General features: G+C 69.4%; 20 protein-coding genes. 4 read left to right on the top strand and 16 right to left on the bottom strand.

Annotated elements, in window-relative coordinates:
- Positions 1-14: 14 nt before the first annotated feature.
- The 10 genes from ACY34J_RS11670 to ACY34J_RS11625 form a co-directional block, all read right to left on the bottom strand.
- Positions 15-1,646: a helix-turn-helix domain-containing protein gene (locus tag ACY34J_RS11670; RefSeq protein ID WP_462726438.1), complete on the bottom strand. Its 1,632-nt coding sequence runs from the start codon at positions 1,644-1,646 to the stop codon at positions 15-17.
- Between the two features lie 58 nt (positions 1,647-1,704).
- A complete protein-coding gene (locus tag ACY34J_RS11665; RefSeq protein ID WP_462726439.1) occupies positions 1,705-4,002 on the bottom strand; it encodes a xanthine dehydrogenase family protein molybdopterin-binding subunit in 2,298 nt (765 codons plus the stop codon).
- On the bottom strand, positions 3,999-4,472 hold the full coding sequence (locus ACY34J_RS11660; RefSeq protein WP_462726440.1) for a (2Fe-2S)-binding protein: 474 nt from the start codon (positions 4,470-4,472) through the stop codon (positions 3,999-4,001). The genes ACY34J_RS11665 and ACY34J_RS11660 overlap by 4 nt, the downstream gene beginning before the upstream one ends.
- A 9-nt stretch (positions 4,473-4,481) precedes the next feature.
- Positions 4,482-5,336, bottom strand: a complete 855-nt coding sequence (locus tag ACY34J_RS11655) for an FAD binding domain-containing protein (protein ID WP_462726441.1) — start codon at positions 5,334-5,336, stop codon at positions 4,482-4,484.
- Between the two features lie 133 nt (positions 5,337-5,469).
- Complete coding sequence (gene moaD / locus ACY34J_RS11650) at positions 5,470-6,135, bottom strand: molybdopterin converting factor subunit 1 (RefSeq protein WP_462726442.1); 666 nt, start codon at positions 6,133-6,135, stop codon at positions 5,470-5,472.
- A 33-nt stretch (positions 6,136-6,168) separates the two neighbouring features.
- On the bottom strand, positions 6,169-7,158 hold the full coding sequence (gene moaA / locus ACY34J_RS11645) for a GTP 3',8-cyclase MoaA (protein WP_462726477.1): 990 nt from the start codon (positions 7,156-7,158) through the stop codon (positions 6,169-6,171).
- Between the two features lie 40 nt (positions 7,159-7,198).
- Positions 7,199-8,737: an aldehyde dehydrogenase family protein gene (locus tag ACY34J_RS11640; RefSeq protein ID WP_462726443.1), complete on the bottom strand. Its 1,539-nt coding sequence runs from the start codon at positions 8,735-8,737 to the stop codon at positions 7,199-7,201.
- A 14-nt stretch (positions 8,738-8,751) separates the two neighbouring features.
- The gene (npdG, locus tag ACY34J_RS11635; protein ID WP_462726444.1) at positions 8,752-9,432 is read right to left on the bottom strand and encodes an NADPH-dependent F420 reductase; all 681 of its coding nucleotides are present in this window, start codon (positions 9,430-9,432) and stop codon (positions 8,752-8,754) included.
- Between the two features lie 29 nt (positions 9,433-9,461).
- The gene (locus ACY34J_RS11630) at positions 9,462-10,562 is read right to left on the bottom strand and encodes a DUF917 domain-containing protein (RefSeq protein ID WP_462726445.1); all 1,101 of its coding nucleotides are present in this window, start codon (positions 10,560-10,562) and stop codon (positions 9,462-9,464) included.
- Between the two features lie 39 nt (positions 10,563-10,601).
- Positions 10,602-12,146: a hydantoinase/oxoprolinase N-terminal domain-containing protein gene (locus tag ACY34J_RS11625; RefSeq protein ID WP_462726446.1), complete on the bottom strand. Its 1,545-nt coding sequence runs from the start codon at positions 12,144-12,146 to the stop codon at positions 10,602-10,604.
- A 506-nt stretch (positions 12,147-12,652) separates the two neighbouring features.
- Here ACY34J_RS11625 and ACY34J_RS11620 point away from each other — a divergent pair.
- Genes ACY34J_RS11620 through ACY34J_RS11605 form a run of 4 tightly spaced genes read left to right on the top strand, consistent with a single transcriptional unit; the run spans position 12,653 to position 15,857 of the window.
- A complete protein-coding gene (locus ACY34J_RS11620) occupies positions 12,653-13,648 on the top strand; it encodes an LLM class flavin-dependent oxidoreductase (protein ID WP_462761954.1) in 996 nt (331 codons plus the stop codon).
- Positions 13,649-13,660: 12 nt separating this feature from the next.
- Complete coding sequence (locus tag ACY34J_RS11615) at positions 13,661-13,972, top strand: hypothetical protein (RefSeq protein WP_462726447.1); 312 nt, start codon at positions 13,661-13,663, stop codon at positions 13,970-13,972.
- A gap of 42 nt (positions 13,973-14,014) precedes the next feature.
- Complete coding sequence (locus ACY34J_RS11610) at positions 14,015-15,151, top strand: XdhC family protein (protein WP_462726448.1); 1,137 nt, start codon at positions 14,015-14,017, stop codon at positions 15,149-15,151.
- A gap of 7 nt (positions 15,152-15,158) precedes the next feature.
- A complete protein-coding gene (locus tag ACY34J_RS11605; protein ID WP_462726449.1) occupies positions 15,159-15,857 on the top strand; it encodes an SRPBCC family protein in 699 nt (232 codons plus the stop codon).
- Positions 15,858-16,297: 440 nt separating this feature from the next.
- Here the strand turns inward: ACY34J_RS11605 and ACY34J_RS11600 are convergent, their stop codons facing one another.
- From ACY34J_RS11600 to ACY34J_RS11575, 6 genes are all read right to left on the bottom strand, one after another.
- The gene (locus ACY34J_RS11600; protein WP_462726450.1) at positions 16,298-17,344 is read right to left on the bottom strand and encodes an ABC transporter substrate-binding protein; all 1,047 of its coding nucleotides are present in this window, start codon (positions 17,342-17,344) and stop codon (positions 16,298-16,300) included.
- Between the two features lie 262 nt (positions 17,345-17,606).
- Entirely contained in the window at positions 17,607-18,935 is a 1,329-nt protein-coding gene (locus ACY34J_RS11595) for an MFS transporter (RefSeq protein WP_462726451.1), read from the bottom strand.
- Between the two features lie 48 nt (positions 18,936-18,983).
- The gene (locus ACY34J_RS11590) at positions 18,984-20,639 is read right to left on the bottom strand and encodes a thiamine pyrophosphate-binding protein (protein WP_462726452.1); all 1,656 of its coding nucleotides are present in this window, start codon (positions 20,637-20,639) and stop codon (positions 18,984-18,986) included.
- 539 nt (positions 20,640-21,178) lie between these two features.
- Positions 21,179-22,228 (bottom strand): carbon-nitrogen hydrolase family protein, encoded by a 1,050-nt coding sequence (locus tag ACY34J_RS11585; protein ID WP_462726453.1) that lies wholly within the window; start codon positions 22,226-22,228, stop codon positions 21,179-21,181.
- Between the two features lie 2 nt (positions 22,229-22,230).
- On the bottom strand, positions 22,231-24,579 hold the full coding sequence (locus ACY34J_RS11580; protein ID WP_462726479.1) for an oxidoreductase: 2,349 nt from the start codon (positions 24,577-24,579) through the stop codon (positions 22,231-22,233).
- Positions 24,579-25,028 carry an acyl-CoA thioesterase gene (locus ACY34J_RS11575; protein ID WP_462726454.1) on the bottom strand — a complete coding sequence of 150 codons (450 nt, stop codon included), beginning with the start codon at positions 25,026-25,028 and terminating at the stop codon, positions 24,579-24,581. The genes ACY34J_RS11580 and ACY34J_RS11575 overlap by 1 nt, the downstream gene beginning before the upstream one ends.
- Positions 25,029-25,102 lie beyond the last annotated feature (74 nt).

The following is a 25,102-nucleotide window of genomic DNA, read 5'->3' as shown; positions in this document are numbered from 1 at the left end:
GGAGGCAGCCGGGTTCAGTCGCCGAGGGCCAGTCGCAGCTGGAGTTCCGCGACGAGCCTTTCCACCGGATCGTCCAGGTTCAACCCGGACAGCTGTTGGATCCGCTGCAGCCGGTAGCGCAGCGTGTTTCGGTGGATGTAGAGCAGTTTGGCGGCCTCGGTGAGGTCGCACGCCGCGTCGAAGTAGGCCAGCAAAGTGGCGATGTAGTCGGAGTTGCGTTTCTCGTCCAGCTCACGCAGTACGTCGATGCTGCCCTGGAGAAGCTGCGGACGCTCATGGGCGAGCTCGCGGATCTCCGCCAGCACCGCCCTGGGCCGGACCTCGTCCGGGGACGCGATGTCCGGCTCGTCGGTGCTCACGAGCAGACGCACGATCCGGTCGACCTGGGTGCGGGCCGCGGGCAGCGCGTCAAGGGAGTCGATCAGAGTGCTCATCCCGGCCACGAGCCGGACATTGAGCTGGTTGGCCGTCAGGGTCACGATCTCCTGTGCCAGGGGCGCGCTGGCCTCCCGCGTGGGCGTGTCGGGGATCAGCGCGTAGACATGATCGCCTGCGGTCACCGCGGTTCCCCGTCGGTCCCCCATCTCGGCCCGCAGGGCCACGAGATCGTGGACGGACAGCCGTTCCGCCGGGTCACCGGACCACCCGCCGCGCGGCCGGAACGCCAGCACGCGGAACCGCTCCCCGCCGGACATTCCCAGCCGGGCGGCCAGCAGCGAGGCCGACCCGGTCCCCTCCAGCACACCGCGCAGGCATTCGGCCCGCAGCCGGCGGTCCACGTCCTCGGCCGCCCTGGTCCGGACGATCTGCGCGGCCGCGATCCGCGCTACCTCGGTCAGTGCGGCCTCCGCATCGGGCCCGAACGGCCGGGTGCCCTGGATCACCCACACATAGCCGAGCACATCGAGGCCGGCCCGGATGGCGGACACCAGCCGCGGGCGTTGGCCGGGCGTGTCCAGCCGCACCGGGCGCAACGACTCGCGGATCTTGCCCATCGAGCCCGAGTCGCGCAGCCACTGCATGAAGCCCGGTGGCGGGTAGCGGCAGAGGATGGACGCGCGCCGCAGTTCGTCGATCTCGCCGCCGCGTGTGGAGAAGGCCCGCACGTGCATGCTCGCGTCGTCGATCTCCACCTCGCCACCGAGGTCCGCGGCCGCGGCGTCGGCCAGCGCGAACAGATCACCGATGGACACGGTGCTCTCGTGATCGCTGCGGAACACGTGGCCGGTGGCGACCGCGGCCCGCACCTGCGCGTGCAGGTGCTCCCAGGCCAGGTCGCGCGGCGCCACCAGAACCGCCACGTCCGCCCGGTCGGCCACCGCCCGGGCCCACTCGTGCTCCTCCAGGCCCTTCAACACCACAGCGGATGCCCTGGCCTTGGCCGCCGTCTCGATCAGCTGGACCAGACCAGGCGAATCACCCGAGACCCCGACCGCGAAGACGATGTCGTCGCGGTCGATGCGCACGGGGTTGGTGACATCCCAGATCACCGCCGTGCGCACCCGCCGGTCGAGACCGGCGGGTGCGCTGACGACCTCCAGGAAGCCGCTGCCCAGCTGTGTCAGCAGCTGTTCGAGGGAGATGGCGTCATCCGGCTGCCCGCTGGCGCTGTCAGCCCCTGGATCGACCGGTCCCTTCCTCGACATGGATGCGAACACGGGTCTCGCCGCCTCCTGTTCGTGTCGGACCGACTTTCACCAGCGGTCAGTCATCGGAGCCGATCTCCTCGTCCCAGCGGCGCAGCGCGGCGAGCACGTCGAACGGCGTGAGCGGGAGCGACCGCAGCGGGGTGCCGATCGCGTCAGCGACGGCGCAGCCGATGACGGCGGCCACCGGGATGATGGATGGCTCCGCGACTCCCTTGGCCCCCAAGGGGCCGTAAGAGCAGGGGTTCTCCAGGATCGCGATCTCGACCGGCGGCACGTCGAGTGCGGTCGGCAGCCGGTAGGTCTCCAGGCCGCTGTCCACGACGACCCCGTCGCTGACCCGCAGGTTCTCGTAGAGCGCGTAACCGATGCCCTGCGCCACACCGCCCTGGATCTGCCCCTCGATCATCTGCGGGTTGATGGCCCGGCCGACGTCCTGCACGACGACGTAGCGAGTGACCCGCACCCGCCCGGTGTCCGGATCGATCTCCACCTCGGCCAGGTGCGCGTGGTAGGTGGCCGCGCTGAAGTGCGTGAACGCCGCCCCCACCATGCAGCCCGCGTCGAACGGCACCGGCGGGGCGACGAACTTGCCGGCCGCCGAGATCGGCCCGGAGGACCACATCGCGGTCGCCGCGACCGCGGCAAGGCTCACCCGTCGTCCCGGAGCGCCGACCACACCCACGTGGCCATCGACCAGCTCCAAGTCATCCGGGGAGGCCTCGAGCATCCCGCCGGCCACGTCCAGTACCTGCTCGCGAACCTGCGCCGCTGCGTCGAGTGCCGCGCTGCCCGTCCCGAAAGTCGTCCGGCTGCCCTGGGCGCCGTGGTCGTAGCCCGCCGCGTCGGTGTCGGCAGGCGTGACCAGCACATCCTCGAACGGCACGCCCAGCTCGTCGGCGACGATCTGACGGATTCCGGTCGCCACCCCGCCGGTGCCGATCTCGGCCGCCGCGCAGGTCACCGTGACCGTACCGTCCTCCCCCAGCTTGACCGTCGCTCCGGCCGGACCGGGATTGGTGATCCAGGTCATCGGCACCACCGCCACGCCTCGCAGCGGCCGGCGTGTGGCGGTCAGCTCGTCCCAGGGTGCGATCTCATCGGCCTTGGCCAGTGCCTGCTCCAGGAAGGCGTCGTCGAGTTGCTGGCCGTTGACCATCTGATCGCCGGCCTTCAGTACGTTGCGCAGCCGCATCTCCCGCCGGTCGATTCCCAGCTCCCTGGCGATATGGTCCAGGTGCATCTCCTGGGCGAAGACGCAGTAGTTACCGTTGACGCCCCGGAAGGCGGCGGTGGGCGCGGTGTTGGTGTAGACGACCTTGCTGACGTAACGGGCGTTGGGAATCCGGTAGGTCCCGCCGAGGGCGAGCGGTGCCAGGTTCGCGCACGCCACGGTCTCGCCGCTGGAGTTGGCGCCGTTGTCGCAAAGGATCACGCCCTCCTGGGCGAGGATGGTGCCATCCTTCGCCACGGCGGTGCGCAGGCGCACGATGGCGTTCTCCCTCGGGCCACAGGTGGCCTGCTCGTCGGCGCGGCTGTTCACCACTCGCACCGGGCGCCCCGCCTTGCGGGCCAGAACGCAGGCCATCGGCTCGAGCATCGCGTCCAGCTTGCCGCCGAACCCGCCGCCGATGGTGGGCACCACGACCCGCACGTCGGAGGGGCGGACGCCGAGCAGTTCCGCGATCCGCCCACGTACCAGGAAGGGGAACTGGGTCGGGGTGTGCACGATGTAGCGGCCTTGCTCGTAGCGGGCGACGGCGGCGTGCGGCTCGATCGAGCACTGATGCTGGCGGGGAGTGCGGTATTCGTCCTCGACCACCAGGTGCGCTGAGGCGAAGGCGGCCTCCATGTCGCCCTGTTCGACCTGCGCCTCCCAGGCCAGGTTCCCGCCGCGAGGCCCCTCGAGGAGGGTCTCGTAGCTCTCCCAGTCGGGGTGGATGACCCTGGCGTCGTCGGCGAGTGCCGCCTCGAGATCGTAGACCGGTTCGAGGGGGTCGATCTCCAGATCGATCGCGGCGATCGCGGCGTCGGCCTGCTCTGCGGTGTCCGCGGCGACAGCGGCGATCGGCTCGCCGACGTAGCGGATCTCGTCGCGGGCGAACACCGTCTGGTCCTTCAGGACGAGCATGCCGGACAGCCCCGGGGTGTCGGCGGCGGTGGCGACCGCCCGGACCCCCGGGATCTTCTCCACCTGGCTGGTGTCCAGCCGGGTGATCCGGGCGGCCGGCACCGAGGAGCGCAGCACCCGGACCACCAGGGCGCCCGGTTCGGTGTAGTCCATGCCGTAGACCGCGGTTCCGCGCACCTTGGCGTCCCCGTCCGCCCGTCGGACGCTGGTACCCACGACTGTCATCGCCGGCCTCCGTCGGTTCCGGCGGCGCGCAGTGCCGCATCGACGATCTTCTGGTAGCCGGTGCAGCGGCAGATGTTGCCGGTCAGGGACTGGCGCACGCTCTCCTCCGTCAGATCCCGGTGCTGCTCCAGTAGCGCGGTCAGGGTCATCACCATCCCCGGTATGCAGGCCCCGCACTGCACTCCGCCGGCGTCGAGCAGCGCGTCCTGGACGGGGCTGAGCGGGCCGTCCGCCCCAGCCAGCGACTCCACGGTGCGCACCGAGCGCCCCTCCACGGTGGACACGGGGAGCAGGCAGGAGGCGACGGGCTGATGGTCGATCAGGACCGTGCAGGCGCCGCACCGCCCCTCGCCGCAGCCGGGTTTGGCTCCGGTGAGGCCGAAGTGCTCACGCAGCACCTCCAGCAGCGGCGTCAGCCCTGGGACGTCGGACTCGACGCCTCGGCCGTTGAGCGTGAACGCGTACGACACAGCATCCTCCTAGACGGCAAGCTCGGTGCATGCGCGGCGCACCAGCGACGGCAGCACCTCGCGGCGGTACCAACCGGGGGCGTCACGACCGTCCCTCGGTGTGCAGTCGGCCGCGGCCAGCCGGCCCGCCTCCTCACCGGCGGCGGCCGACGGCCGGTTGCCGACCAGCGCGCCGGCCGCGGCGTGCGACAGCCGGGCGACGGGTTCCACGGATCCGAACGCGACGCGCGCCGCGGTGACGACTCCGTCGGGATCGAGATCCACACAGACGCAGACATTGGCGATGGCGTACTCGCCGCCACCGCGCACGGTGAGGCGGACGAACGCGGAGCGACGGGTGACCGGCGCCGCAACCAGCGCCCGCACGATGATCTCGTCCGCGGGCCGCTGCGCTCGCTCACGCAGGTAGTCGCCGAGCGGCACGGTCGCCCGCCCCCGCGGCGAGACCGTCTCCAGCCGGGCGTCGAGAGCGAGCAGGGCGGGCACCAGATCCGCCTCCGCGAACCCGGTCGCACCGATGTTGCCGCCCAGCGTCGCCACGTTCCGCATCTGAGGGAATGCGGACTGACCCGCCGCGCCGACCAGCCCCGCCAGCGCGGCGGGCAGTGCGCGGGACGCGAGGTCGCTGTGCGTGGTGAGCGCGCCCAGCGAAACCTCCTCGCCCGACTCGATCGCGCGCAGCTCCGCGATGCCGTTCAGCGAGACGTAGCAGCAACGCAGCTCATCACCCCGCAAGGAGGAGCGCATCACCCAGGTTCCAGCGGCCAGCGCCGCTCCGCGGTCACCGAGATCGGCCAGTGCGCGCACCGCCTCGTCGACCGAGGTGGCCGGTAGTACCTCGCAACTGTTCGTGGTCGTACTCACCAAATCACCTCGCGGTGTTGTGTTTTTTGGAGCCTCGAGCCAAGCGGCGTCCGTTACCGCTCCGAGCGGACGTGGCGGACATGGCGAGAACGCAGGCGCAGCGTCGCCTGCGTGAGGTGTCCGAACCCGGGGCTCATGGACCCATGCCGATCCACTCGGCGCCGTCCGGAGAGATCTCCTTCTTCCAGATCGGCACTTCTTCCTTGAGCAACTCGATGCACATCCGGGCCGCCTCGAACGCTTCCGCCCGATGCGGGGCGGATACGGCGATGACGACGGCCGCGTCGCCGATCTCGAGCCGGCCGGTGCGATGGGCGACGGCGACGCGGACACCGGCTGCGATGGACTGGCACCGGTGGATGATGTCGGCCAGGGTCTTGAGGACCATGCCGGGATAGGCCTCGTATTCCAGGCGCGTCACCTGCTTGCCGTGGTTGTGGTCGCGCACGGTGCCGATGAACACGACGGTGCCTCCCTGCCCCGGGCCCGTGACGGCAGTCAGGACCTCGTCAACGCTGAGGGGCTGGTCGGTGAGGCGGCAGTAGGGGTCGGCACCACCGGCCACCGGGGGGATCATGGCGACGACGTCGCCGTCGGCCAAGGGCTGCTCAGGTGATGCGAAGTCTTCGTTCACGGCCGCCTTGACGTGACGGCGGACGCCCGCCAGGCCAGGGTGCGTATGGCACAACTGGTCGATGAGCCGGCCGAGTGTCGCACCGTCGGCGACGGTGACCTTCTCCTCGTGGGTACCGACGAAGCGTTCGCGCAGCGCACCGAAATACAGCACGCGGATCTGCATGGAGGTCCTCTTTCTCTCCCCCGGAAGGAGCTCTCAGCCCCCGATGGCGGACATCGGCCTGGACGGCTGCAGGAATCCCAGATCGTCGATGCCCCCACCCGCCTTCTTCGTCCACATCGCGGCTCTCCACCGCTCGGCGAGCTCCTCATCGGTGGCTCCGGTGCGCAGCGGGGTGCGCAGATCGGACTCCTCCCGCGCGAACAGGCAGTTGCGGATCTGACCGTCCGCGGTGAGCCGGGTCCGGTCGCAGGAGCCGCAGAACGGCCGGGTCACGCTGGCTATGACACCGACCCGCCCCGGACCCCCGTCCACCAGCCACGTTTCCGCAGGGGCGCTGCCACGGACCCCTTCGTCCTGCGGGGCCAGGTCGAACACCGCCGACAGCGAGTCGAGGATCTCCGCGGCGGTCACCATGCCCTCACGGCTCCACCCGTGCTGCGCGTCCAGCGGCATCTGCTCGATGAAGCGGAGCTCGTACCCGCGCTCCAGGCACCAGCGCAGCAGCTCGGGCGCCTCGTCGTCGTTGACGCCGCGCATGAGCACCGCGTTCACCTTGACCGGCCGCAGGCCCGCGGCGTCAGCCGCCGCGAGCCCCGCGACCACGTCGGCCAGCCGGTCCCGCCGCGCGAGCTTGCGGAACCTCTCGGGCACCAACGTATCCAGGGAGACGTTGACGCGGTCGAGGCCCGCCTCACGCAGCGGCCGGGCGAGTCGGGGAAGGCCGATGCCGTTGGTGGTCAGCGAGATCTGGGGCCGCGGCTGAAGCGCGGCGACCCGGCCGATCACATCGAGCAGGTCGCGCCGTAGCAGTGGCTCGCCACCGGTGAAACGGATCTCCCGGACGCCGAGCCGCGTCACCGCGATGCGGATCATTCGGACGATCTCGTCCGCAGTCAGCAGCTCGGGTTTGGGAAGCCAGTCCAGTCCCTCGGCAGGCATGCAGTACGTGCAGCGCAGGTTGCAACGATCCGTAAGTGACACCCGGAGGTCGGTCGCCACCCGGCCGTAGGTGTCGATGAGCAAGGGTGCCTGCTCGGTGATCCGGCCCATGCGGTGCCTCGTCTCAGGTTGCGGGATGCAGGGTGTAGGACGGGAAGTTCCCGTGCAGCGGGTCGTCGGGCGCGCCGTCGGTCACCGCGCGCACGAGCAGCTCACCTCCCACGAACGCGCCGCGCCACGAGGCTCCGTTGCCGCCGAAGACCTCCTCGCGGTCGCCGCGCGACCGCGGCTTGTTGATGCCGACCTTGAACGCCTGCAGCTCTCTGCCCAGCCGCTGGGCCGTCGCTTCGTCGTCGCAGGCGAGAGACGCGACGAGCGCACCGTTGCTGGCGTTCATCGCGGCGAGCAGCTCGGCCTCGGTGTCCACGAGCACGATCGTGTCGACGGGGCCGAATGGTTCGGCGTGGAAGAGCTCGGACGAGCTCGGTGGGCTCAGGATCGCGACCGGCGCCAGGTAGGCAGAGCGGTCCTGGCCGTCAATGAAGCGGCCGCGGCCGAGGTCTCCCCGGTACAGGGGTACACCGCCCCGGTCGAGGGCGTCCGACGCGGCGTCGTTCAGCTCCTTGACCTTGGCAGCGTTGATCAGTGGCCCGTAGTCGAGATCGGGCAGCGCATCGTCCGGTGAAGCCACCGCGAGCGGGTGCCCGAACCGGACCTCCTCCAGCACGGGCAGGTAGGCCGCCAGAAAGTTGTCGAACAGCGAGCGCTGCACAACGTAGCGGGGGTAGGCGGTGCACCGCTGCTTGGCGTAGTCGAAGCTCTTACGCAGATGGCCGGTGAGTGTCTTCCAGTCACTGAACTCCCACACTCCCCAGCAGTTCAGGCCTTCCTGCTCCAGGATGTGCCGCTTGCCCTGGTCGACGAGGCTCTCGACCTGGCTCCCGGCCGCTCGTCCGCCGACGAACGAGACGCAGCCGATCTCCGGTGCCGCCACCAGGGCCGGGGAGAGCGTCCTGCCGGAGCCGCTGACCAGCGTGATGGGCAAGCCCTCGCGTGCCGCGAGCGCGCAGGCCAACGTCAGGCAAGCCAGTCCGCCGTCGGTCGGCGTCTTCGCGATCACGGCGTTGCCCACGAGCAACTGGACCAGCATGGCGTGCATCAGCACGCTCATCGGGTAGTTCCAGCTGGCGATGTTGCTGACCGGTCCCGCCAGAGGTACGCGGTCGCCGAGCATCCGGTCGATTTCCTCGACGTACCACCGCACTCCGTCGATACAGCGGTCCACGTCAGCGGCAGCCAGGCGCCACGGCTTGCCGATCTCCCACACCAGCAGCAGGGACAACAGGTCTCGGTGGGCCTGAAGCGCGTCCAGCGCGGCCGTGACCCTGGCCTCGCGCTCCGCGAGCGGCACCTGACGCCACTCGCGGTGCGCCTGCGCGGCCGCGGCGACCGCGGCGGAGGCCTCCTCGAGACTCAAAAACGGCGGACCGGCGATCTCGGTGCCGTCGACCGCGGAGGTCGCGGGGATGGGATTACCGTCGCGGTGCCACTGGCCGCCCCACAGGTTGAGGACGCGGTCGTCGTGGAACGCCTCCGGCGCGACGGCCACGCAGCGCGCGTAGGCGTCCGCCCAGGCCGTGCCGGGCTTGAGGATGAGAGACACGTGCACCTCCTGGTTCAGTGACTTCTGGTCAGGCCGCTGACAGCGACACCGGAGTGCGTCTTGTACCTCTTGTTGATCGAAATGAGCACCGCCGTCAGCGGCTCCAGCTGACGCGCCAGCCGCAACGCCCCGGCGTCCACTCCGGACCGGCCGGTGACCGCCCGGACGAGCTCCTGCACGACGCCCTTCGCGGCCGCGTCGTCACCGCAGACGAGGACGTCCTCGGTGTCGAGGTACTCGGCGTCGCCGAGGAGGCTCACCGCGGACACGTGGTGGAAGGCTCCGACCACGTGGCTGTCCGGCAACAGTCCGGCGGCCTGCTCAGCGGCACTGCCGTCGCTCACCGACAAGCCATAGGGGCCGCGTTTGTCGAACCCCAGCGGATTGACACAGCTGATCACGGTCTTACCGGCCAGTTGGTCGCGCAGACCGGCCACGAGCCCGGCATGGCCGTTCCATGGAACGGCCAGCAGGACAACCTCGTTGACCTGCGCGGCTGTTGCGTTGGACGTCCCGGAGACGGCCCGGTCCGCGGGGAGTCTGGCGTTGAGCTCCTGGGCGGCCTCCTGCGCCCGCTCAGGCGAACGGGATCCGAGGGAAACCCGGTGTCCGGCGCGAGCGAACCGGTACGCCAGTCCCTTGCCCTGCGGGCCCGTGCCACCGATCACGCCGATGGAATAAGTCTGCGACGGCATGGGTGCTCCTGTGGGTGAAGGGGTCGGGGTCACAGCGGTGCGAGCTTCTCTACCGGCGTCCAGTCGTAGTCCAGGCCGAAGGCGCGGGGGCCGAAGACGTCCAGTGCCTCAGGTGTGCGCATGATCGCCGGTGTCGAGATGGCGATAACCCGCACTCGCTGTCCGTAGCGCAGTGCCTCGGTCGTGATCGGCGTCGCGGTCTCGGCATCGAGCACCGAGATGAGGTCGGGGACGATGGCGAGCAGCCTTCCGTCGCTGCGGGCCAATAGGTGCTCGTTCTGGAAGGTGAGCTCCACCTTCGTCGCACCGTCGAACGTCGCGATGGTCGCGGTGCCGCGGACGAACCCATCGGCACTGCGGCGCTCGATGTCGACGACCTTGCCCTCGAGCAGGACGCGCGCGTGCTCGTAAATGGTGCCGGACAGGTACTCGATCAACGCCTGGAACGGATCCTGCTGGTTCTCCCTGGCCTCCCGGATCGCCCGGCCGAGCCGAAGGGCCAGCGTCATGGTCCCCGGGATCGCGGTGCGCTTCACATCGGTGCCGCTCATGGGGTATTCGGCGATGTAGGAGACGCCTCCCATGCGGATCGTCACTCCGCGCGCGAACCACTCCATGCTGCGGTTGTCAGCGCCGGTGTCGATGATCGTCACGTTCTGGCGCTCATCGCAGATCGCCATGGGTGAGCCCGCGACCCCGTACACCCCGAAGGTCTCCATCTGCAGCTCGGGGAAGGCGCGTCCCATCCCGTCGCCGTCGACGATCGGCAGCCCGGTTCGCGCCGCGACCAAGAGGGGAACCATCGAGTTCAGGCCGCCGCACTCCATCGGAATGATGGCGTGGGCCTTCCTGCCGAGATGCCGTTCCAGCCGGCGCAGTGCCGTCACCGGCTCGTCCCCGCCGGGGATCTTCTCGATGACGACGGTCGGTGCCCCCATGAAGGCGCTGGCGATGACGAGCGCCTCGTCGTCGACCTCCTCCGGTTCGATCAGCCGGATGGTGCGGCCGCGCCGGAGTTCCTCGCCCACCAGCAGCGTCCCGATGTAGGGATCTCCGCCACCACCGGTCCCCAGCAGGGCGGCGCCCCGCGCCAGGTCTTCCAAGTCGTCAAGTTCAAGCGTGTACGCCATGTTCCTGTTGTCCTTTCGATCGCCCGACACCGCGCCGCGTCACCGGGCGAGGACGAGATCTCCCACTGCCTTGACCCGGATTCGTGTCGCGTTGCCCGGCAGGTAGGCCAGGGGGACTTCATCGACATCCACGATCTGCACCGACGAACGGCTGGCACCGGCCGCCACCGCCTTGTCGATGGCCTCTTGCTTGGCCTCGTCGAGCACGGCGTCCCGCCGGCCGGGCTGGATCGAATACATCCGGTCGATCTCACCGCCCACCTGCGCGATGGCCGCGCCGATCGCGTTCGCGGTGGCGAAGAACTCCGGCCGCCTCACCTCACCGACGCCGGGGAGACTTTCCGGGACGAGGATGCTGCCGCCGCCGACGGCGACCACGGCGATGGGCTCGGCGCTTGTGCGCACCCGGTCCACCACGGTGGTCATGTCCTCGGAGATCCGCTGCAGGACGGCGTCGATGAACGACCGGTCGAGGTGACGGACCTGGCTCCGGTCCCCGATGTCGGCTATCCCGGCAGCCACCGCGATGTCGGTGCAGGTCAATGTGTCGCCCCCGAACACCAGGGCCTTCTCCGTCAGCCGGTAGCCGACGCTGTCGGGGCCGACGCCGAAGGGCTCGGCCCGTACGCGGCTCCCCCCGCCGATACCGATCGAGAGGACGTCGGGCATACGGAAGTTGGTACGGATGCCACTCACGCTGACCTCGGTCGAGGCTTCGTGCGGGAATCCGTTGCGGAGCATGCCCACATCCGTCGTGGTACCGCCGACGTCCACCACGGCGCAGTCGCGCAGGCCGGACAGGAAGGCCGCGCCGCGCATCGAGTTCGTCGGTCCGGAAGCGAAGGTCGCGACCGGGTAGCGGCGCGCGTAGTCGACGTCCATGAGCGTGCCGTCGTTCTGGCTGAGGAACAGCGGCGCGTCGATCCCCGCGCCGCTCACCGCGTCGGCCAGGCCGCGGCAGATGTGGTCGGCGAGCTCGCTCAGGCAGGCGTTGATGACGGTGGCGTTCTCACGCTCCAGCAGGCCCATGCGTCCGATCTCGTGGGACAGGCTCAGCGACACCCCGGGAAGGAGCTCCCCCAGGATCTCGGCGGCCTCACGTTCGCACTCCTCGTTGACCGGGGAGTACACCGATGAGATCGCGATGCTGCGCACTCCCTGCGCGGCGATCTCGTCGGCCACCCTGGACAGCTCGTCCCGGCTCAGGGGCGCGATCCGCCGTCCGTCGATCTCGTGCCCGCCATGGCACATGTACGCCCGGCCGTCGATCGCCCGCACCAGGCGTTCGGGCCAACTCGACATCGGGGGCAGGGCGGCGGTCGCCGGCAGCCCGAGCCGGATCGCCGCCGTCGGGGCGAGGCGGTTTCCCTCCACGATTGCATTGATGAAATGCGTCGTACCGATCATGACGCCCTGGATCGCCGATGGTTGGTATTCCGTGCCCGACAGGAGGGTTTTCAACGCCTCGGCGATGCCTGTCGTTACATCTTCGGTGGTTGCAACCTTGGTCTGTGCGCACACCCGATCGCTGTCCATGAGGACCGCGTCGGTATTTGTTCCACCTACGTCAATGCCAATGCGCATCGGCTCTCCATTGTTGTGTCCAGCAGACCTCGACCTCATACCTTGTCCGTAGCCACGCAGCCTTGTCCGCGGACGAACGCATATGCCGTCGGCCTGACTGGACCTTAGATTCGGCGTGATGACGGGGTCATTGTGCTTTCTGCGGCCAATGAAGCCGGAAATTGTGCAACCCGCCTGACGCGGCCTCCCGACCAGGGGGTTTCACAGCGAGTGAGCGCTCGGATCGCGCCGGCGCAGTGGCCGCGGCCACGCGGAGCCCTGCTTCCGCGGGGCCCAGGATGCCTGTTCCGGTCCCGCCCAGCCGTCCCTTGCGACTTGCACAAGATCCCGCGAGGAATTGTGGGAAGCGCCGAAGACCTGCAGGTCCGGGGGCTCGTAGTTTTCCGTGGCAGGCCGGCCAGTCCGGCCACCGTTGATCCGCTGCGGCTTCGTCCCCGGACCGCCCGCAACGCAGGAGGAGCGATGCTCGAGCAACGTGCGGTACCGCACCCACTGGTGGGCGTGCGATGAACGCCTCGACTGACATGCCGGTGGGACTGGTTCTCGGAAGCCATATGCCGGCCAAAGACATCGTGGCCATGGCCCGCCGGGCCGAAGATCTCGGATTCGGAGAAATGTGGTTCTCCGAGGACTGTTTCTTCTCCGGTGGAATTGCTGGAGCCGCCGCGGCGCTTGCCGGGACCAACCGTTTGCCACTCGGTCTCGGAATCGTCTCCGCGGTGACCCGGCACCCCGCGATCCTGGCCATGGAACTCGCCACACTCGACGTACTCTTTCCCGGCCGCATTTACGGCGGTATTGGGCACGGCGTGCCTGCCTGGCTGGACCAGATGGGTCTCATGCCGCCGGCGCCGCTGAAAACCCTCCGCCAATGCGTAAGCGCTGTCAGGCAACTGCTTGACGGAAAATCGCTCACCGAGGAGGGTCCATTCACCTTCGACAACATCCAGCTGACCTACCCGGCAGCCACCCGCGTGCCGCTCTACACCGGGGTGGTGAACGAGAAGGGGCTACGGGTGTCAGGCGCGGTCGCCGACGGCACGATCCTGTCCGTCCTGGCCAGCCCGGCCTACGTCGAGTGGGCCAGGGCCCGGATCACCGAAGGCGCCGAAAAAGCCCAGCGCACCGACCCGCACCGGCTGGTGACCTACGCCATCTTCTCGGTCGCCTCCGACTCCAAGATCGCCAAGGCCGCGGTGCGGGAATCCATCGCCTTCTACCTCGCGGCGATGCCCAACAGCGCCCTGTCGCAGGTGTACGGGATCCAGGACGAGCTCAATGAGCTGCTGGCGGCCGGCGGCGGAGCCGAGGCCATCGCGCGGGACATGCCCGACGCCTGGGTCGACGACCTGGCGGTCGCCGGCGACCCCGACGAATGCGCGGCGAAGCTGCGCCGCCTGCTCGACGCCGGCTCTGACTCCATCGGGCTGTGGCTGTTCCCGGCGGACCAGGCCAGCGAGGTCGCCGAGCTCACCGCCCGCGAAGTACTTCCCCGACTCTGACGAAGGATTCTCATGGCCTACCGCGTCTTCTTCCTCAATAAGCTCCGCGACGGTGTCGACCCGGCCGACTACGAGAGCTGGATCCGGCGCACCGACTACCCGGTCGCTCGCGCGAACCCGGCGATCCAGCGCTACGAGGTCACCAGGCTCGAAGCGACGCTGGACGACGGTTCCCCCTCCTACGACTACCTCGAGGTCCTGGAGGTCGTCGGGATCGAGGAGTACCGCCAAGCGCTGGAAACACCGGAGTTCAAGCAACTCCTGGGCGAGTGGTCGGAGTTCATCGCCTCCTGCGAGGCGGTCCACGGTGGGGTGATCGAGTGACCCGTCGCCGGTCGGCGGCCCCTCGTTACAAGGAAGCGACCCATGCGTGACGTCCTTCACGCCATCACCGGCTGGTACGACTCCGGGGAGCGCTTCGCTCTCGGCACCGTGGTCCATACCTCCCGCAGCGCGCCCCGCGGCCCGGGGGCGGCCATGGCCGTCTCCGCCGCGGGCGAGGTAGTGGGCAGTGTCTCGGGCGGCTGCGTGGAGGGCGCCGTGTACGAGTCGGCCCAACGCGCCGTCACGACCGGCGAGCCGGTCCTCGAGAAGTACGGGGTGAGCGACGACGAGGCCTTCGCCGTCGGTCTCACCTGCGGCGGGACCATCCATGTCTTCGTGGAACCGGTCGACCGGACGATTTTCCCCGAGTTGGGCGAGGTCGTCGCGTCGATCGAGCGGAGCCAGCCGGTCGCGGTGGCGACCGTGGTCGACGGTCGCGGCCGGATCGGCGCTCGCCGCGTGGTCTGGCCTGACCGCGCTTCCGGATCGCTCGGCGACGGGCGGCTCGACCACGCGGTGACCGAGGACGCCCGCGCCATGCTGGCCCAGGCGCAGACCGGCACCCGGCATTACGGGCTGCACGGGGAGCGGCGCCACGACGAGGTGTCGGTGTTCGTGCAGTGCTACACGCCCGCTCCCAGGATGCTGGTGTTCGGTGCCATCGACTTCGCCTCCGCCGTGGCCAGGGTCGGAGTCTTCCTCGGGTACCACGTCACCGTCTGCGACGCCAGACCGGTGTTCGCGACCCGTAGACGGTTTCCTGAGGCGCATGAAGTGGTCTGCGAGTGGCCGCACCGGTATCTGGCCCGGACGGATGTCGACGAACGCACGGTGATCTGCGTACTCACTCACGACCCCAAGTTCGACATACCGCTGCTCCAGGTCGCACTCGGGACGCGGGCCGCCTACATCGGTGTGATGGGCAGCAGACGGACCCACCGGGACCGGACCGACCGGCTCCGGGAGCAGGGGGTCACCGACGACGGGTTGCGGCGGCTCGCGTCGCCCATCGGACTGGACATCGGTTCGCACACCCCGGAGGAAACCGCGATATCCATTGCGGCGGAGATTATCCAGACCCGCGCGGGTGGCACCGGCGAGCGCCTGTCGAGGATCGACGGCCCCATTCACCGCGGAAGTGCCCGACCGACCGCATTGCTGGCAGATCTCAGGGAGTGATCCATCCATGCAGCTCGAAAACACGTTCACCGTACCCCTGCCCGCGGACCAGGCGTGGCCGGTCCTGCTCGATGTCGAGCGGGTGGTGGCGTGCGTACCAGGGGCGACACTGGACTCTGTAGACGGCGATGACATCACGGCGCGGATGCGCGTCAAGCTCGGTCCGATCATGATGACCTACCGGGGCCAGGCCCGATTCGTGGTCAGGGATGAGGCCGCTCGCCGGGTCGTCATCGAAGCGTCCGGTAAGGACAGCAAGGGCGCCGGGACCGCAAGTGCGACGGTGGAGACGTCCCTGCGTGAACGCGGCAAGGAGACCGAGGTCCACGTGCTCACGGAGCTCAAGTTGACCGGGAAGCCCGCACAGTTCGGCCGCGGAGCCATTCAGGATGTCTCGTCAACGTTGATCGACCGGTTCGCCCAGGCTCTGTCTGCCGAACTGGCCGCCTCCGAGTCATCACACGACACAGATGCCCGCCAGAACGGTGCGGCGCAGATTCCGACACCAGCGACCAACGGCGGCGGCGTTCCGACCAGGCTCACCGCTCCCGCCACCGCGGGGACCAGCCTCCGTACCGCTGACGACCACCTGGATCTCCTCGATGCGGTCGGTCCCGTGGCGAAGCGGTTCGCGCCAAGGATCGCCGGCGCGGCACTGCTGATCGTCCTCCTCGCACTCCTGGTCTGGGGTCTCACCAGGAATTGACCGGTCCGCGGAGTCCGGCGCGCACCGCTGGTGAGTCCGCAGATGAGTCTGGTCTGCGGTTTATCGCCGCTCTGGCGGGGCTTCCCAAGACCCGGCAGGCCCCGGCGCAGGGGCCAGGAGCCGTTCCCCCAGGGCTGCCTGGCGACCTGCTCAGCGGTCCCCGCGGGTGCGGGAAGCAGCCGCAGCTCCAGCCGTACGGGCCGGCGCAGTTGGGACCATCTCCGTGGCTCCGCCAGCCTTCGCCATGGAACTCCGCGCTGCTGATGGTGCACAGGCAGGGGCCGCCTCCCGTCACCCCCGGCACCGACCCGAAACCTCAGTAGCCCTTCGGCTGCGGCCTTGCCCAGGCCGCCGATGGCGCCGGTGATCCCCGCGTTTCTCCGGTCAGATCGTGAGCGGCCCACAGCGCAACGGCGCCAGAGCCAACCGGCGTGCGGGTTCTACTTGGTGAGGTGCTTCTGCAGGTCCGCGAGGACCTCGTCCGCCGCCATCACGCCGAGGCCGAGGTACCAGGTCTCGTCCGGGACGTCATACGCGTGCCCGGACTTGACGGCCTTCAGGTTCTTCCACAGCGGGTTGCCCTGCGCCTTGGACTTGTCCGTGGCCTTCGGGTCGCCATAGACGCCGGTGAAGATGAAGTCGGCGTCGGCCTGGTTGATGTTCTCGGCGCTGATCTCGGCGGCGAGGTCCTCGATGTCCTGGTTCTTGGGGCGAGGGATGCCCGCGTCCTTGAGGATCGTGCCGATGAACGAGGCGTTGGCGTAGAGGCGGATCACGCCGTCGGGCAGGTAGCGGACCATGGAGACGGTCGGCTTGTCCGCACCGAGCTTCTCGTCCAGCGCGTCGACCTTCTTGTCGTACTCGGCGAGTTGCTCCTTGGCCTTGGCCGTCTTGTCGAGGGCGGCCGCGTTGAGGAGGTAGTTCTCCTTCCATGTGAAGCCGGGGCGGATGGAGAAGACGGTGGGCGCGATCTGCGAAAGCTCGTCGTACTTGTCGGCGGCACGCAGCTGGCTGCCGAGGATCAGGTCGGGCTTGAGCGCGGCGATCGCCTCGAGGTTGAGGTTGTTGATGGTGCCGATGTTCTTCGGGTTGCCCGCGTCCTTCTTCAGGTACGCCGGCAGCTCCGGGGATCCCTCGGTGGGCGCGAGGCCCACCGGCTTGATCCCCAGCGACACGACGTTGTCGAGCTCGCCGACGTCCAGGACAACGACCCGCTTCGGCTGAGCCTTGATCTCCGTCTTGCCCATAGCGTGGGTGACGGTGCGGGGCCACTCGCCCGGCTTGGCGTCGGTGCCCATCGCCGCGGTCTTCTTGACCGCACCCGCGAAGTCCTCGCCGCCCTGGGCGACGGCCTTCTTGTCGCCGGACTCGGCCGTGGGGTTGGCCGCACCCTCCTTCCCGTTACCGGAAGTGCCGCCGCATGCCGCGAGGGAGAGTGCGACGACAGCGAAGGCAACGACGGCGGTGCCACGGCGTCTGGGGAACATAGGGACACTCCTGTTACGTACGAGCTTGTCGGGCAAGCGCTTGTCAGGTAAGGCTTACCTTAGATGATATGTGTGCCTCCGATGCAAGTCCGGAGCACCTGGTTCCGGTCAGGCATGACGCCGAGTTGCCCGGTACGCCGAGCAGCGGCGTTGTGAGAAGCAGGCCATCACGCCCGGCGGGGCCCAGACCGTGGTGGCACCACCACAGCCGGGCCCCGCCCCAACTCAACCTGAAACTGGACGGAAACCCACAGAACACCCTTCAGGCCACGGCGGCTTCAGAGGCCGGGCTGTGTCCGGTCCGGCGCGCGTCGGGCACCGCGAGCATCACGATTGCGCCCAGCGCCGCCGGAATGGCGAAGGCATAGAAGTTGGCAGACAGGCCCCAGCCTGAATCCATAACGAAAGCGCCGTAGACCGGTCCGAGAATCGCCCCGAGCCGACCGATGCCCAGCGCCCAGCCGAGCCCTGTGGCGCGCATGTGGGCCGGGTAGAACGTCGCGGTGTAGGAGTTCACGATGATGGTCGTGCCGATGGTGCAGGCTCCGGCGACCGCGACCAGGCCATACAGCACGGCCGACGGGAAGTTGAAGCTGATCAGCCAGATGCAGGCGGCGGCCGTCAGGAACATGCCCGAAGTGATCTTCTTGGCCCCCACGCGGTCGGCCAGGTTGCCGAGCAGGGGCGTGCCGATGATGGCACCGAGGTTGAGCACCAGCAGGAACGCCAGCGCCGACCCCAGCTCGAAGCCGGCCTTGCGCATGATCTGGGCAAGCCAGGTGTTGAGGCCGTAGACGAGCAGGAGACCGAACGCGGTGCCCACCCAGAACAGCAGTGTTCCGACCACGTACCGTCTGGCGAACAGCGCCCGCAGGCCATCGAACGCGCTCGTCCTCGATGAGCCGGCATCGCTCGCCGAGTCCTCGAGGGCCAGGTCGAAGCGTGCCGCGAGCGCTTCGGCCTCGGCGTGCCTGCCGCGGGCGATCAGGTAGCTGGCCGACTCCGGGAGCTTGAACCACATCACGGGCAGCAGCACCAGGCCGAACACGCCACCGAGTACGAACATCGCACGCCAGCCGAGTCCCGGAATGATCCAGATGGCCGACAGGGCCGCGACGATCCCGCCGATCGAATATCCGCAGAACATGATGGCGTTGGTGACGTTCCGCCGCCGGGGATGGGCGTACTCGACAGTCAGGGCGATCGCGGTCGGAACGACCCCGCCCAGGCCGACACCGGCTATGAACCGGGTCAGGCCGAACAATTCGGGGGTGGGGGCGACCGCCGCGAGGAACATCGCGGTGGAGAACCAGGCGACACAGGCCATCAGGATCCGGCGGCGGCCGACGATGTCGGTGACCGTGCCGATGAGCAGTGCGCCGATCAGCATTCCGATCAGCGCGTAGGAGCCGATCCGCCCGGCCTCCGCGGCGCTCAGCTTCCATTCGGCACCGCCACCGAGCAGGGTCGGTACCACCGTGCCGTAGACGATCAGGTCGTAGCCGTCGACGATGATGGTGGCGCAGCACAGGACCACCGGCAAGAAGCGCGACCGCAACGCGCCCTGATGTGTGGTGTGCGGGCTGGTCATTTCGCTTGTCCTTTCTCGGGACCGACACATCTGTGAGATGAATGGCGTTCAGTGGCCGCGGAACGCCTCCTCCAGCCACCAAGCGCCTTGCTCGCGGGTCACCTTCGCGTCGATCAGCAGCGGGGTGTCGCGGGAGCCTTGGAGCCAGTGCTCAACCGGAGCCAGGTCGGCGACAGTGCGGACCGTGAGCGCGGTGAAGCCGAATCCGGACGCGATCGAAGCAAGATCCACGGGCGGGAACCGAACGGTGTCCAAGGGGAATCCGCCCGGCCCGAAATGGTGCACTTCGGCACCGTAGGCGTCGTCGTTGTAGACCACGATGACCATCGGCAGGCCCAGCCGCACCACGGTCTCCAGCTCCGACACGCTCATCAGCGCACCGCCGTCGCCGAGCGCCGCCACGGGCAGCCGGTCCGGCCGGGCGAGCGCCGCGCCGATCGCGGTAGCCAGGCCGAGTCCGATGGACTGGAACGCCTGGGTGAAACAAAAGCCCTGCTCGTCCGGTACCGACAGGAACATGCTCGGATAACCCATGAAGTTGCCCGAGTCGACGGCGATCACCCGCTCGTCCGGCAGCAGGTCGTCCAGACTGATGCTCAGCGCCCGCGGGTCGATCCGCTCGCCGTCGCCGGTGTCGTCGAAGGGCACATCGCGCCAGCGGACCGAGTCCGCGATGCGTCTGCGGACCTCGGGTGTGCGGTAGCCGTGTGGCGCGTCTCCGCGTGCGGCGCTGCTGCTGATCGCGGTGAGGGCGCACCGTGCCGTCGCGGCCACGTCGCCGACCACCCCGAAGCTCACCTCGCGGTGGGCTCCGATGGCCTCGGCGGTGTCGTCGACCTGGACCACTGTCGTCCCGGGGCCGATCAGCCGCCCGTGACGCATGGTCCACATGTTCAGGGCACATCCCCATCCGACGATCAGGTCGGCCCGGCTGATCAGATCCGCCGCCAGGGGTGAGGAGAAGCCCCCGGACACGTCCAGCGACCACGGGTTCCCCTGGAAAAGCCCCTTGGCCACCGCGGAGGTCGCGACCAGCGCGCCACAGGCCTCCGCCAACTCCAGCAGGACGTCCCTGCATCCCGGTCCACGGGCGCCCCGACCTGCGACGAAGACCGGACGCTCTGCCGTATCCAACACCTTGGTCAGCGCTGCCAGTTCGGTCGACGACGGCTGAACCGGGAGGGGAGCGGGAGGCAGGACCAGCGGCCCAGCGGGCGCCCCCGTGTCGAGCGCCTGTGTCTCCAGCGGCAAGTTCAGCAGCACGGTACGGCGCTGCTGCACGGCGGTGGCGACGGCACGGGTCGTCTCCGCGACCGCTGTGTGTGCCGAGGTGATCCTGGCCGGCACGGCACCCACGGCCGCAGCCAGCCCGCTCTGGTCGACGGAGAAGTTCGACGTGGGCTCACCGGCCTCGGCCGCCAGCACCAGCAAGGGCGTTCGGCTCTTGGCCGCTTCGGTGATACCGGTCAGCGCGTTCGTCAGGCCGCATCCCTGATGCACGCTCAGCACAGCCGGCTTGCCGGCCGTCCGTGCGTATGCGTCCGCCATGGTCGCGGCGCCGCCCTCGTGGCGGGCGGCCACGAACCGGGCCCCGGCCTCGACCATGGCGTTGGTGACGTGGAAGTTGCCCGACCCGACGACACCGAAGACGTGGTCGACACCGAGCGAGACGAGGGTGGCGCCGACCGCCTCAGCGACGTTCATCGGCGCTCGACGATGGCTGAAGCGTGGACGGGCGCACTGGAGACACCGGTGACGGGCGACAGGGGTGGGCCGCCGGCGCGGATGACGACGACCACGGGGGTGATGGGCATGATTCCTCCCTTGGGACGGTGGTCGATCGTGCTCAGTTCGGACCGACCGTGAGCGCGTCGCATGGTAGACGCCTCTTCGCGGCCTGGTCTGGGGTCTCCGGTATGGGGTCTCCGGTACGCCCGGACCGCGGTGCCGTCGTGCGTCAGATCGACTCGCTCGACGTATGTGGAGCCGTACAGCTCCCTGATCCCCCTTGATGAGGGCGAATTCCGGATCGCGTTCCCGCCGTCGAAGCGGTGCGAGGATGCTATTCCGCTTTAAAAACGGGCGTCAATAAAACGGAAGGAAGATTGCACGGAGTGCCCAGGGCCAGGCGCGGTGGCGGAGATGGCCTCGGGGGCAGGAGGAGGTGTCGAAGGTGCCGTTGCCGCGGTACGCCTCCTCCTCCCGTCCCCGCCCGCCGGGTGAACTGCCCGTTGAGGGAGTGATCACGAGATTGCCGAGTCGTCCGTGGGTGCGGATGCCGGGGGCGTCCAGGGGCCGGTGAGCGGAGCCGCGGGCAATGGTGCCGGGGTGCGTATGAGGGGCTGCCGATGCGTCGTGTCATGGTGCAGCCGGAAGACGTCGAAGCGGTTGTAGTGGCCGATGATGTCGTGCATCTGCTTGGGCTGGATGCAGCGTGCCAGGTCGACCTCCGCGTAGACGATGCCCTGCTCGTCGACGAGCGGCTCGGTGACCGGGCGGCCGTCGGGGCCGAAGATGCCGGACAGCGCGCTGCGCGGACGTCGCATCGCCTTGGCGATCTCCGGGTCGTCGCCGGCCGCGACCTCGATCATCTCCTCAGTGATCGTCGAACAGGAGACGATGGAGAAGAGCTTGCCCTCGAAGGAGTGCGCGGCGGTGCGGATCGCGATGGCCTCGGACATGTCGTAGTCGGCGGGCGCGACCGGCAGCGAGATGTAGTTGGAGACGTGGACGAGCTCGCCCTGGGCGAGGAGGGAGAAGCGGGCGAGGGTGTTGGTGTTCTCGCCGCAGGCCAGCACGCCGAGCGGGCCGACGGGGGTGTGGTGCACCCGCACCGAACTGCCGTCGCCGCCGGTCCAGGTGAGCTTCTCCGCCCAGGTGGGAACCAGCTTGCGGTGCACGCCGAGGAGCGCGCCGTCCGGGCCGATGACGCATACGCTGTTGTAGAGCACACCGAGGCTGTGGGCACCGCGCTCATTGACGCCGATGACGACCGTGGTGCCGGTGGCGGCCGCGGCGGCGCGCAGGGTGTCGACGTGCGGGCCGGGCACGTCGATCGCCGAGCGGTAGAGCTTTTCGTACCAGGGGGATCCCTGAACCGGGTTCATGGTCCAGTTCCAGTACGGGTAGCCGGGCACGAACACCTCGGGGAAGGCGATCAGCGAGGCGCCGTTGCCGGCCGCCTCGTGGATGAGGGCGACGGCCTTGTCGACGGTGGCGGCGGCGTCGAGGTAGACGGGAGCGGCCTGGACGGCGGCGGCGGTGAAGCGGGGGAAGTCCTCGAAGTGCTGCATGCTCAGGCTGTCCTTTCCTTGACAGTCGGACGCCAGCGGTGGTGGATGTCGGGCGCGGGGGCCGGGCACAGGACGAGGGCGGGGCGCTCGCGGCCACCGGCCGGGGGCGGGGTGCTGCCGGGGCGCAGGGCGCGCGGCCAGTGCGCGGCCGGGCCGCGGTAGCCGAGCGCGGCGGCGGCGTGCAAGGTCCACGCCGGGTCGTGGAGCTGGGCGCGGCCGAGCGCCACCAGATCCGAACGGCCCGCCAGAATAGTGGAGTTGGCGTCGTCGTACGTGGAGTAGCCGCCGACCGCGATCACCGGTACCCCGGCCTCGGCGCGGATACGGGCGGCGAACGGCGTCTGGTACGTACGCCCGTACGCGGGCCGCTCCCAGGGCACGACCTCGCCGCTGGAGACGTCGATCGCGTCCGCGCCGTGAGCGTGCAGGGCGGCCGCGACGGCGACCGCGTCCTCGATCGTCGTGCCGCCGTCGGTCCAGTCGACGGCGGAGATCCGCACGATCAGCGGTTTGTGCTCCGGCCAGACGGCGCGCACCCGGTCCAGGACGCGCAGCGGGAAGCGGAGCCTGCCGGTCAGGCCGCCTCCGTAGGCGTCCGTGCGGTGGTTGGTGAGCGGGGACAGGAAGGAGGAGAGCAGGAAGCCGTGGCCCGCCTGGAGCTCCAGGACGTCGAAGCCGGCGGCGTCGGCGCGCCTGGCCGCGGACGCGAACTCCTCGGCGATGACATCGAGTTCGGTCTCGGTGAGGGCGTGCGGCGCGGGGTGGTCGCCCCAGGCGAGCGGGGACGGGGCCACCGTCTGCCAGCCTCCCTCGGCCAGCGGCTCGCCCAGCGAGCCATGGGCGGGCACCTCCGTGGCGCCCTTGCGTCCACTGTGGCTGAGCTGGACTCCGACGGCGGCGCCGCTGTGCGCGTGCACCAGGTCGGTAATCCGTCGCCAGCCCGGTATCTGCGCGTCGTCCCAGAGCCCCGGGCAGGCCGGGGTCACCCGTCCGGTGGGGCTGACCGCGGTCATCCCGGCCAGCACCAGGCCGGCCCCGCCGAAGGCCGCACCGCCCAGGTGCACCAGCGCGGCGTCGCCGACGATGCCCTGGCCGGTCGCCGAGTACGTGGCGACGGGGGCGGCCACCACACGGTTGCGCAGCTCCAACGGGCCCAGCCGGTAAGGCTGGAACAGTGGCGGGGCCGCGTGCTCCCCGCCGAACCAGCGCTCCAGCCCGGCGGCGTACTCGGGGTCGCGGACCCGCAGATTGTCGAAGGTGACCCGGCGACTGCGGGTGAGCAGGTTGAACGCGAACTGCTCGGGCTCCTGGCCGACCGCACACTCGATCGTCTCGAACCACTCCAGGCTGGCCTGCGCCGCGCGCTGGGTGGACTCCACGACGGGCCTGCGCTCCCGCTCGTACCGCGCCAGCGCGGCGTCCAGGGCGTGCGACTCGGCCTCGAGGGCCGCCGCCAGTGCGAGTGCGTCCTCCATCGCGAGCTTGGTGCCGGAGCCGATGGAGAAGTGTGCGGTGTGCGCGGCGTCGCCGAGCAGCACGATGTTGCGGTGGCGCCAGGTGCGGTTGCGGACGGTGGTGAACCGCACCCACTTGGAGTTATTGGTCAGCAGCCGGTGCCCGCCGAGGAAGTCGCCGAGCAGTTCGGCGCAGCGGGCCACGCTCTCCTCGTCGCTCTCGCCGGGCAGGTATTCCTTGGCCGCGAAAGCGTCGAAGCCCGCCGCCCGCCAGGTCCGCTCGGTCATCTCGACGATGAAGGTGGAGCGGTCGCAGCTGAACGGATAAGCGTGCACCTGCACCGGTCCATGCTCGGTCTCGGACACGACGAAGGTGAATGCCTCCAGCACCCGGTCGGTGGCCAGCCACATATAGCGGCAGTCACGCACGTCCAGCGAGGGCTGGAAGACGTCCGCGTGCTTGGCGCGGGTCGCCGAGTTGACGCCGTCGGCGGCGATCACCAGGTCGTACCGGTGCGAGAGCTCGTCAGCGGACGGGGCCTGGGTGCGGAAGCGCAGATCCACGCCGGACTCGGTGCACCGCAGCTGCAGGATCTGCAGCAGCCGTTTGCGGGAGATGGCGGCGAAGCCGTGTCCGCCGGAGGTCTGCACGCTGCCCCGGTAGTGGATGTCGATGTCGCTCCAGCGCGCGAACTCGGCCTCCATGGCCGCGAAGACGGCCGGGTCTGCACCCGCGATGCCGTCGAGCGTCTCGTCGGAGAAGACGACGCCGAAGCCGAAGGTGTCGTCGGGGGCGTTGCGCTCCCAGACAGTGATCTCGCGCGAGGGGTCCAGCTGCTTGGCGAGGGCGGCGAAGTACAGGCCGGCGGGGCCTCCGCCGATGACCGCGATGCGCATCATGCGGTCTCCTCCGCCGCCGTGGCGGGCGCGGCCTGAAACGCGTCCCGCACCTTCTGCGGCCAGGGCGTGGCCGACGGGGAGTCGGGCTCGGCGTGCGCGACGATCATCGTGCCCTGGGCGGCGACGCCCTCACGGCCGCGCACCTCGAAGGCGTACGTGAGCGAGGTGCGGCCGAGCCGGACCACCCGCAGCCGGATGGTCACGGTCTCGCCGAACCACAGCCGGGCGTGGTAGTTGACCTCGTGGCGCACCCGTGGCGCGCGCCCGAACAGCCAGTCCAGGCCGTGCCGGCGCAGCAGTTCGGCCTCCGCGGCCTCCACCCAGCGCAGGATCGCGGAGTTGTGCTGATGGCCCGAGGCGTCGGTGTCATACCACTCGACCCTGCGTTCCACGACCACTTCGAGGGCCGTGTCCGGGTCAGCCGTACGGGGATCCGGTGGGTTCATCTCTTTCCTCCAGCCTCTTGACACCCTCGAAGCTATAGCGTGATTCTGACGAGCGTCAACAAAGTGAAATTAAC

This window comes from Streptomyces sp. HSS9-12 (assembly GCF_054963655.1).
This window is presented reverse-complemented; position numbering and strand designations above follow the sequence as displayed.

Coding starts and splice junctions, on each gene's coding strand:
- ACY34J_RS11670 (WP_462726438.1), bottom strand. CDS start 1,646: ATGTCGAGGAAGGGACCGGTCGATCCAGGGGCTGACAGCGCCAGCGGG.
- ACY34J_RS11665 (WP_462726439.1), bottom strand. CDS start 4,002: ATGACAGTCGTGGGTACCAGCGTCCGACGGGCGGACGGGGACGCCAAG.
- moaD (WP_462726442.1), bottom strand. CDS start 6,135: ATGCAGATCCGCGTGCTGTATTTCGGTGCGCTGCGCGAACGCTTCGTC.
- npdG (WP_462726444.1), bottom strand. CDS start 9,432: ATGCCGTCGCAGACTTATTCCATCGGCGTGATCGGTGGCACGGGCCCG.
- ACY34J_RS11630 (WP_462726445.1), bottom strand. CDS start 10,562: ATGGCGTACACGCTTGAACTTGACGACTTGGAAGACCTGGCGCGGGGC.
- ACY34J_RS11625 (WP_462726446.1), bottom strand. CDS start 12,146: ATGCGCATTGGCATTGACGTAGGTGGAACAAATACCGACGCGGTCCTC.
- ACY34J_RS11620 (WP_462761954.1), top strand. CDS start 12,653: ATGAACGCCTCGACTGACATGCCGGTGGGACTGGTTCTCGGAAGCCAT.
- ACY34J_RS11615 (WP_462726447.1), top strand. CDS start 13,661: ATGGCCTACCGCGTCTTCTTCCTCAATAAGCTCCGCGACGGTGTCGAC.
- ACY34J_RS11610 (WP_462726448.1), top strand. CDS start 14,015: ATGCGTGACGTCCTTCACGCCATCACCGGCTGGTACGACTCCGGGGAG.
- ACY34J_RS11605 (WP_462726449.1), top strand. CDS start 15,159: ATGCAGCTCGAAAACACGTTCACCGTACCCCTGCCCGCGGACCAGGCG.
- ACY34J_RS11600 (WP_462726450.1), bottom strand. CDS start 17,344: ATGTTCCCCAGACGCCGTGGCACCGCCGTCGTTGCCTTCGCTGTCGTC.
- ACY34J_RS11595 (WP_462726451.1), bottom strand. CDS start 18,935: ATGACCAGCCCGCACACCACACATCAGGGCGCGTTGCGGTCGCGCTTC.
- ACY34J_RS11590 (WP_462726452.1), bottom strand. CDS start 20,639: ATGAACGTCGCTGAGGCGGTCGGCGCCACCCTCGTCTCGCTCGGTGTC.
- ACY34J_RS11585 (WP_462726453.1), bottom strand. CDS start 22,228: ATGCAGCACTTCGAGGACTTCCCCCGCTTCACCGCCGCCGCCGTCCAG.
- ACY34J_RS11580 (WP_462726479.1), bottom strand. CDS start 24,579: ATGCGCATCGCGGTCATCGGCGGAGGCCCCGCCGGCCTGTACTTCGCC.
- ACY34J_RS11575 (WP_462726454.1), bottom strand. CDS start 25,028: ATGAACCCACCGGATCCCCGTACGGCTGACCCGGACACGGCCCTCGAA.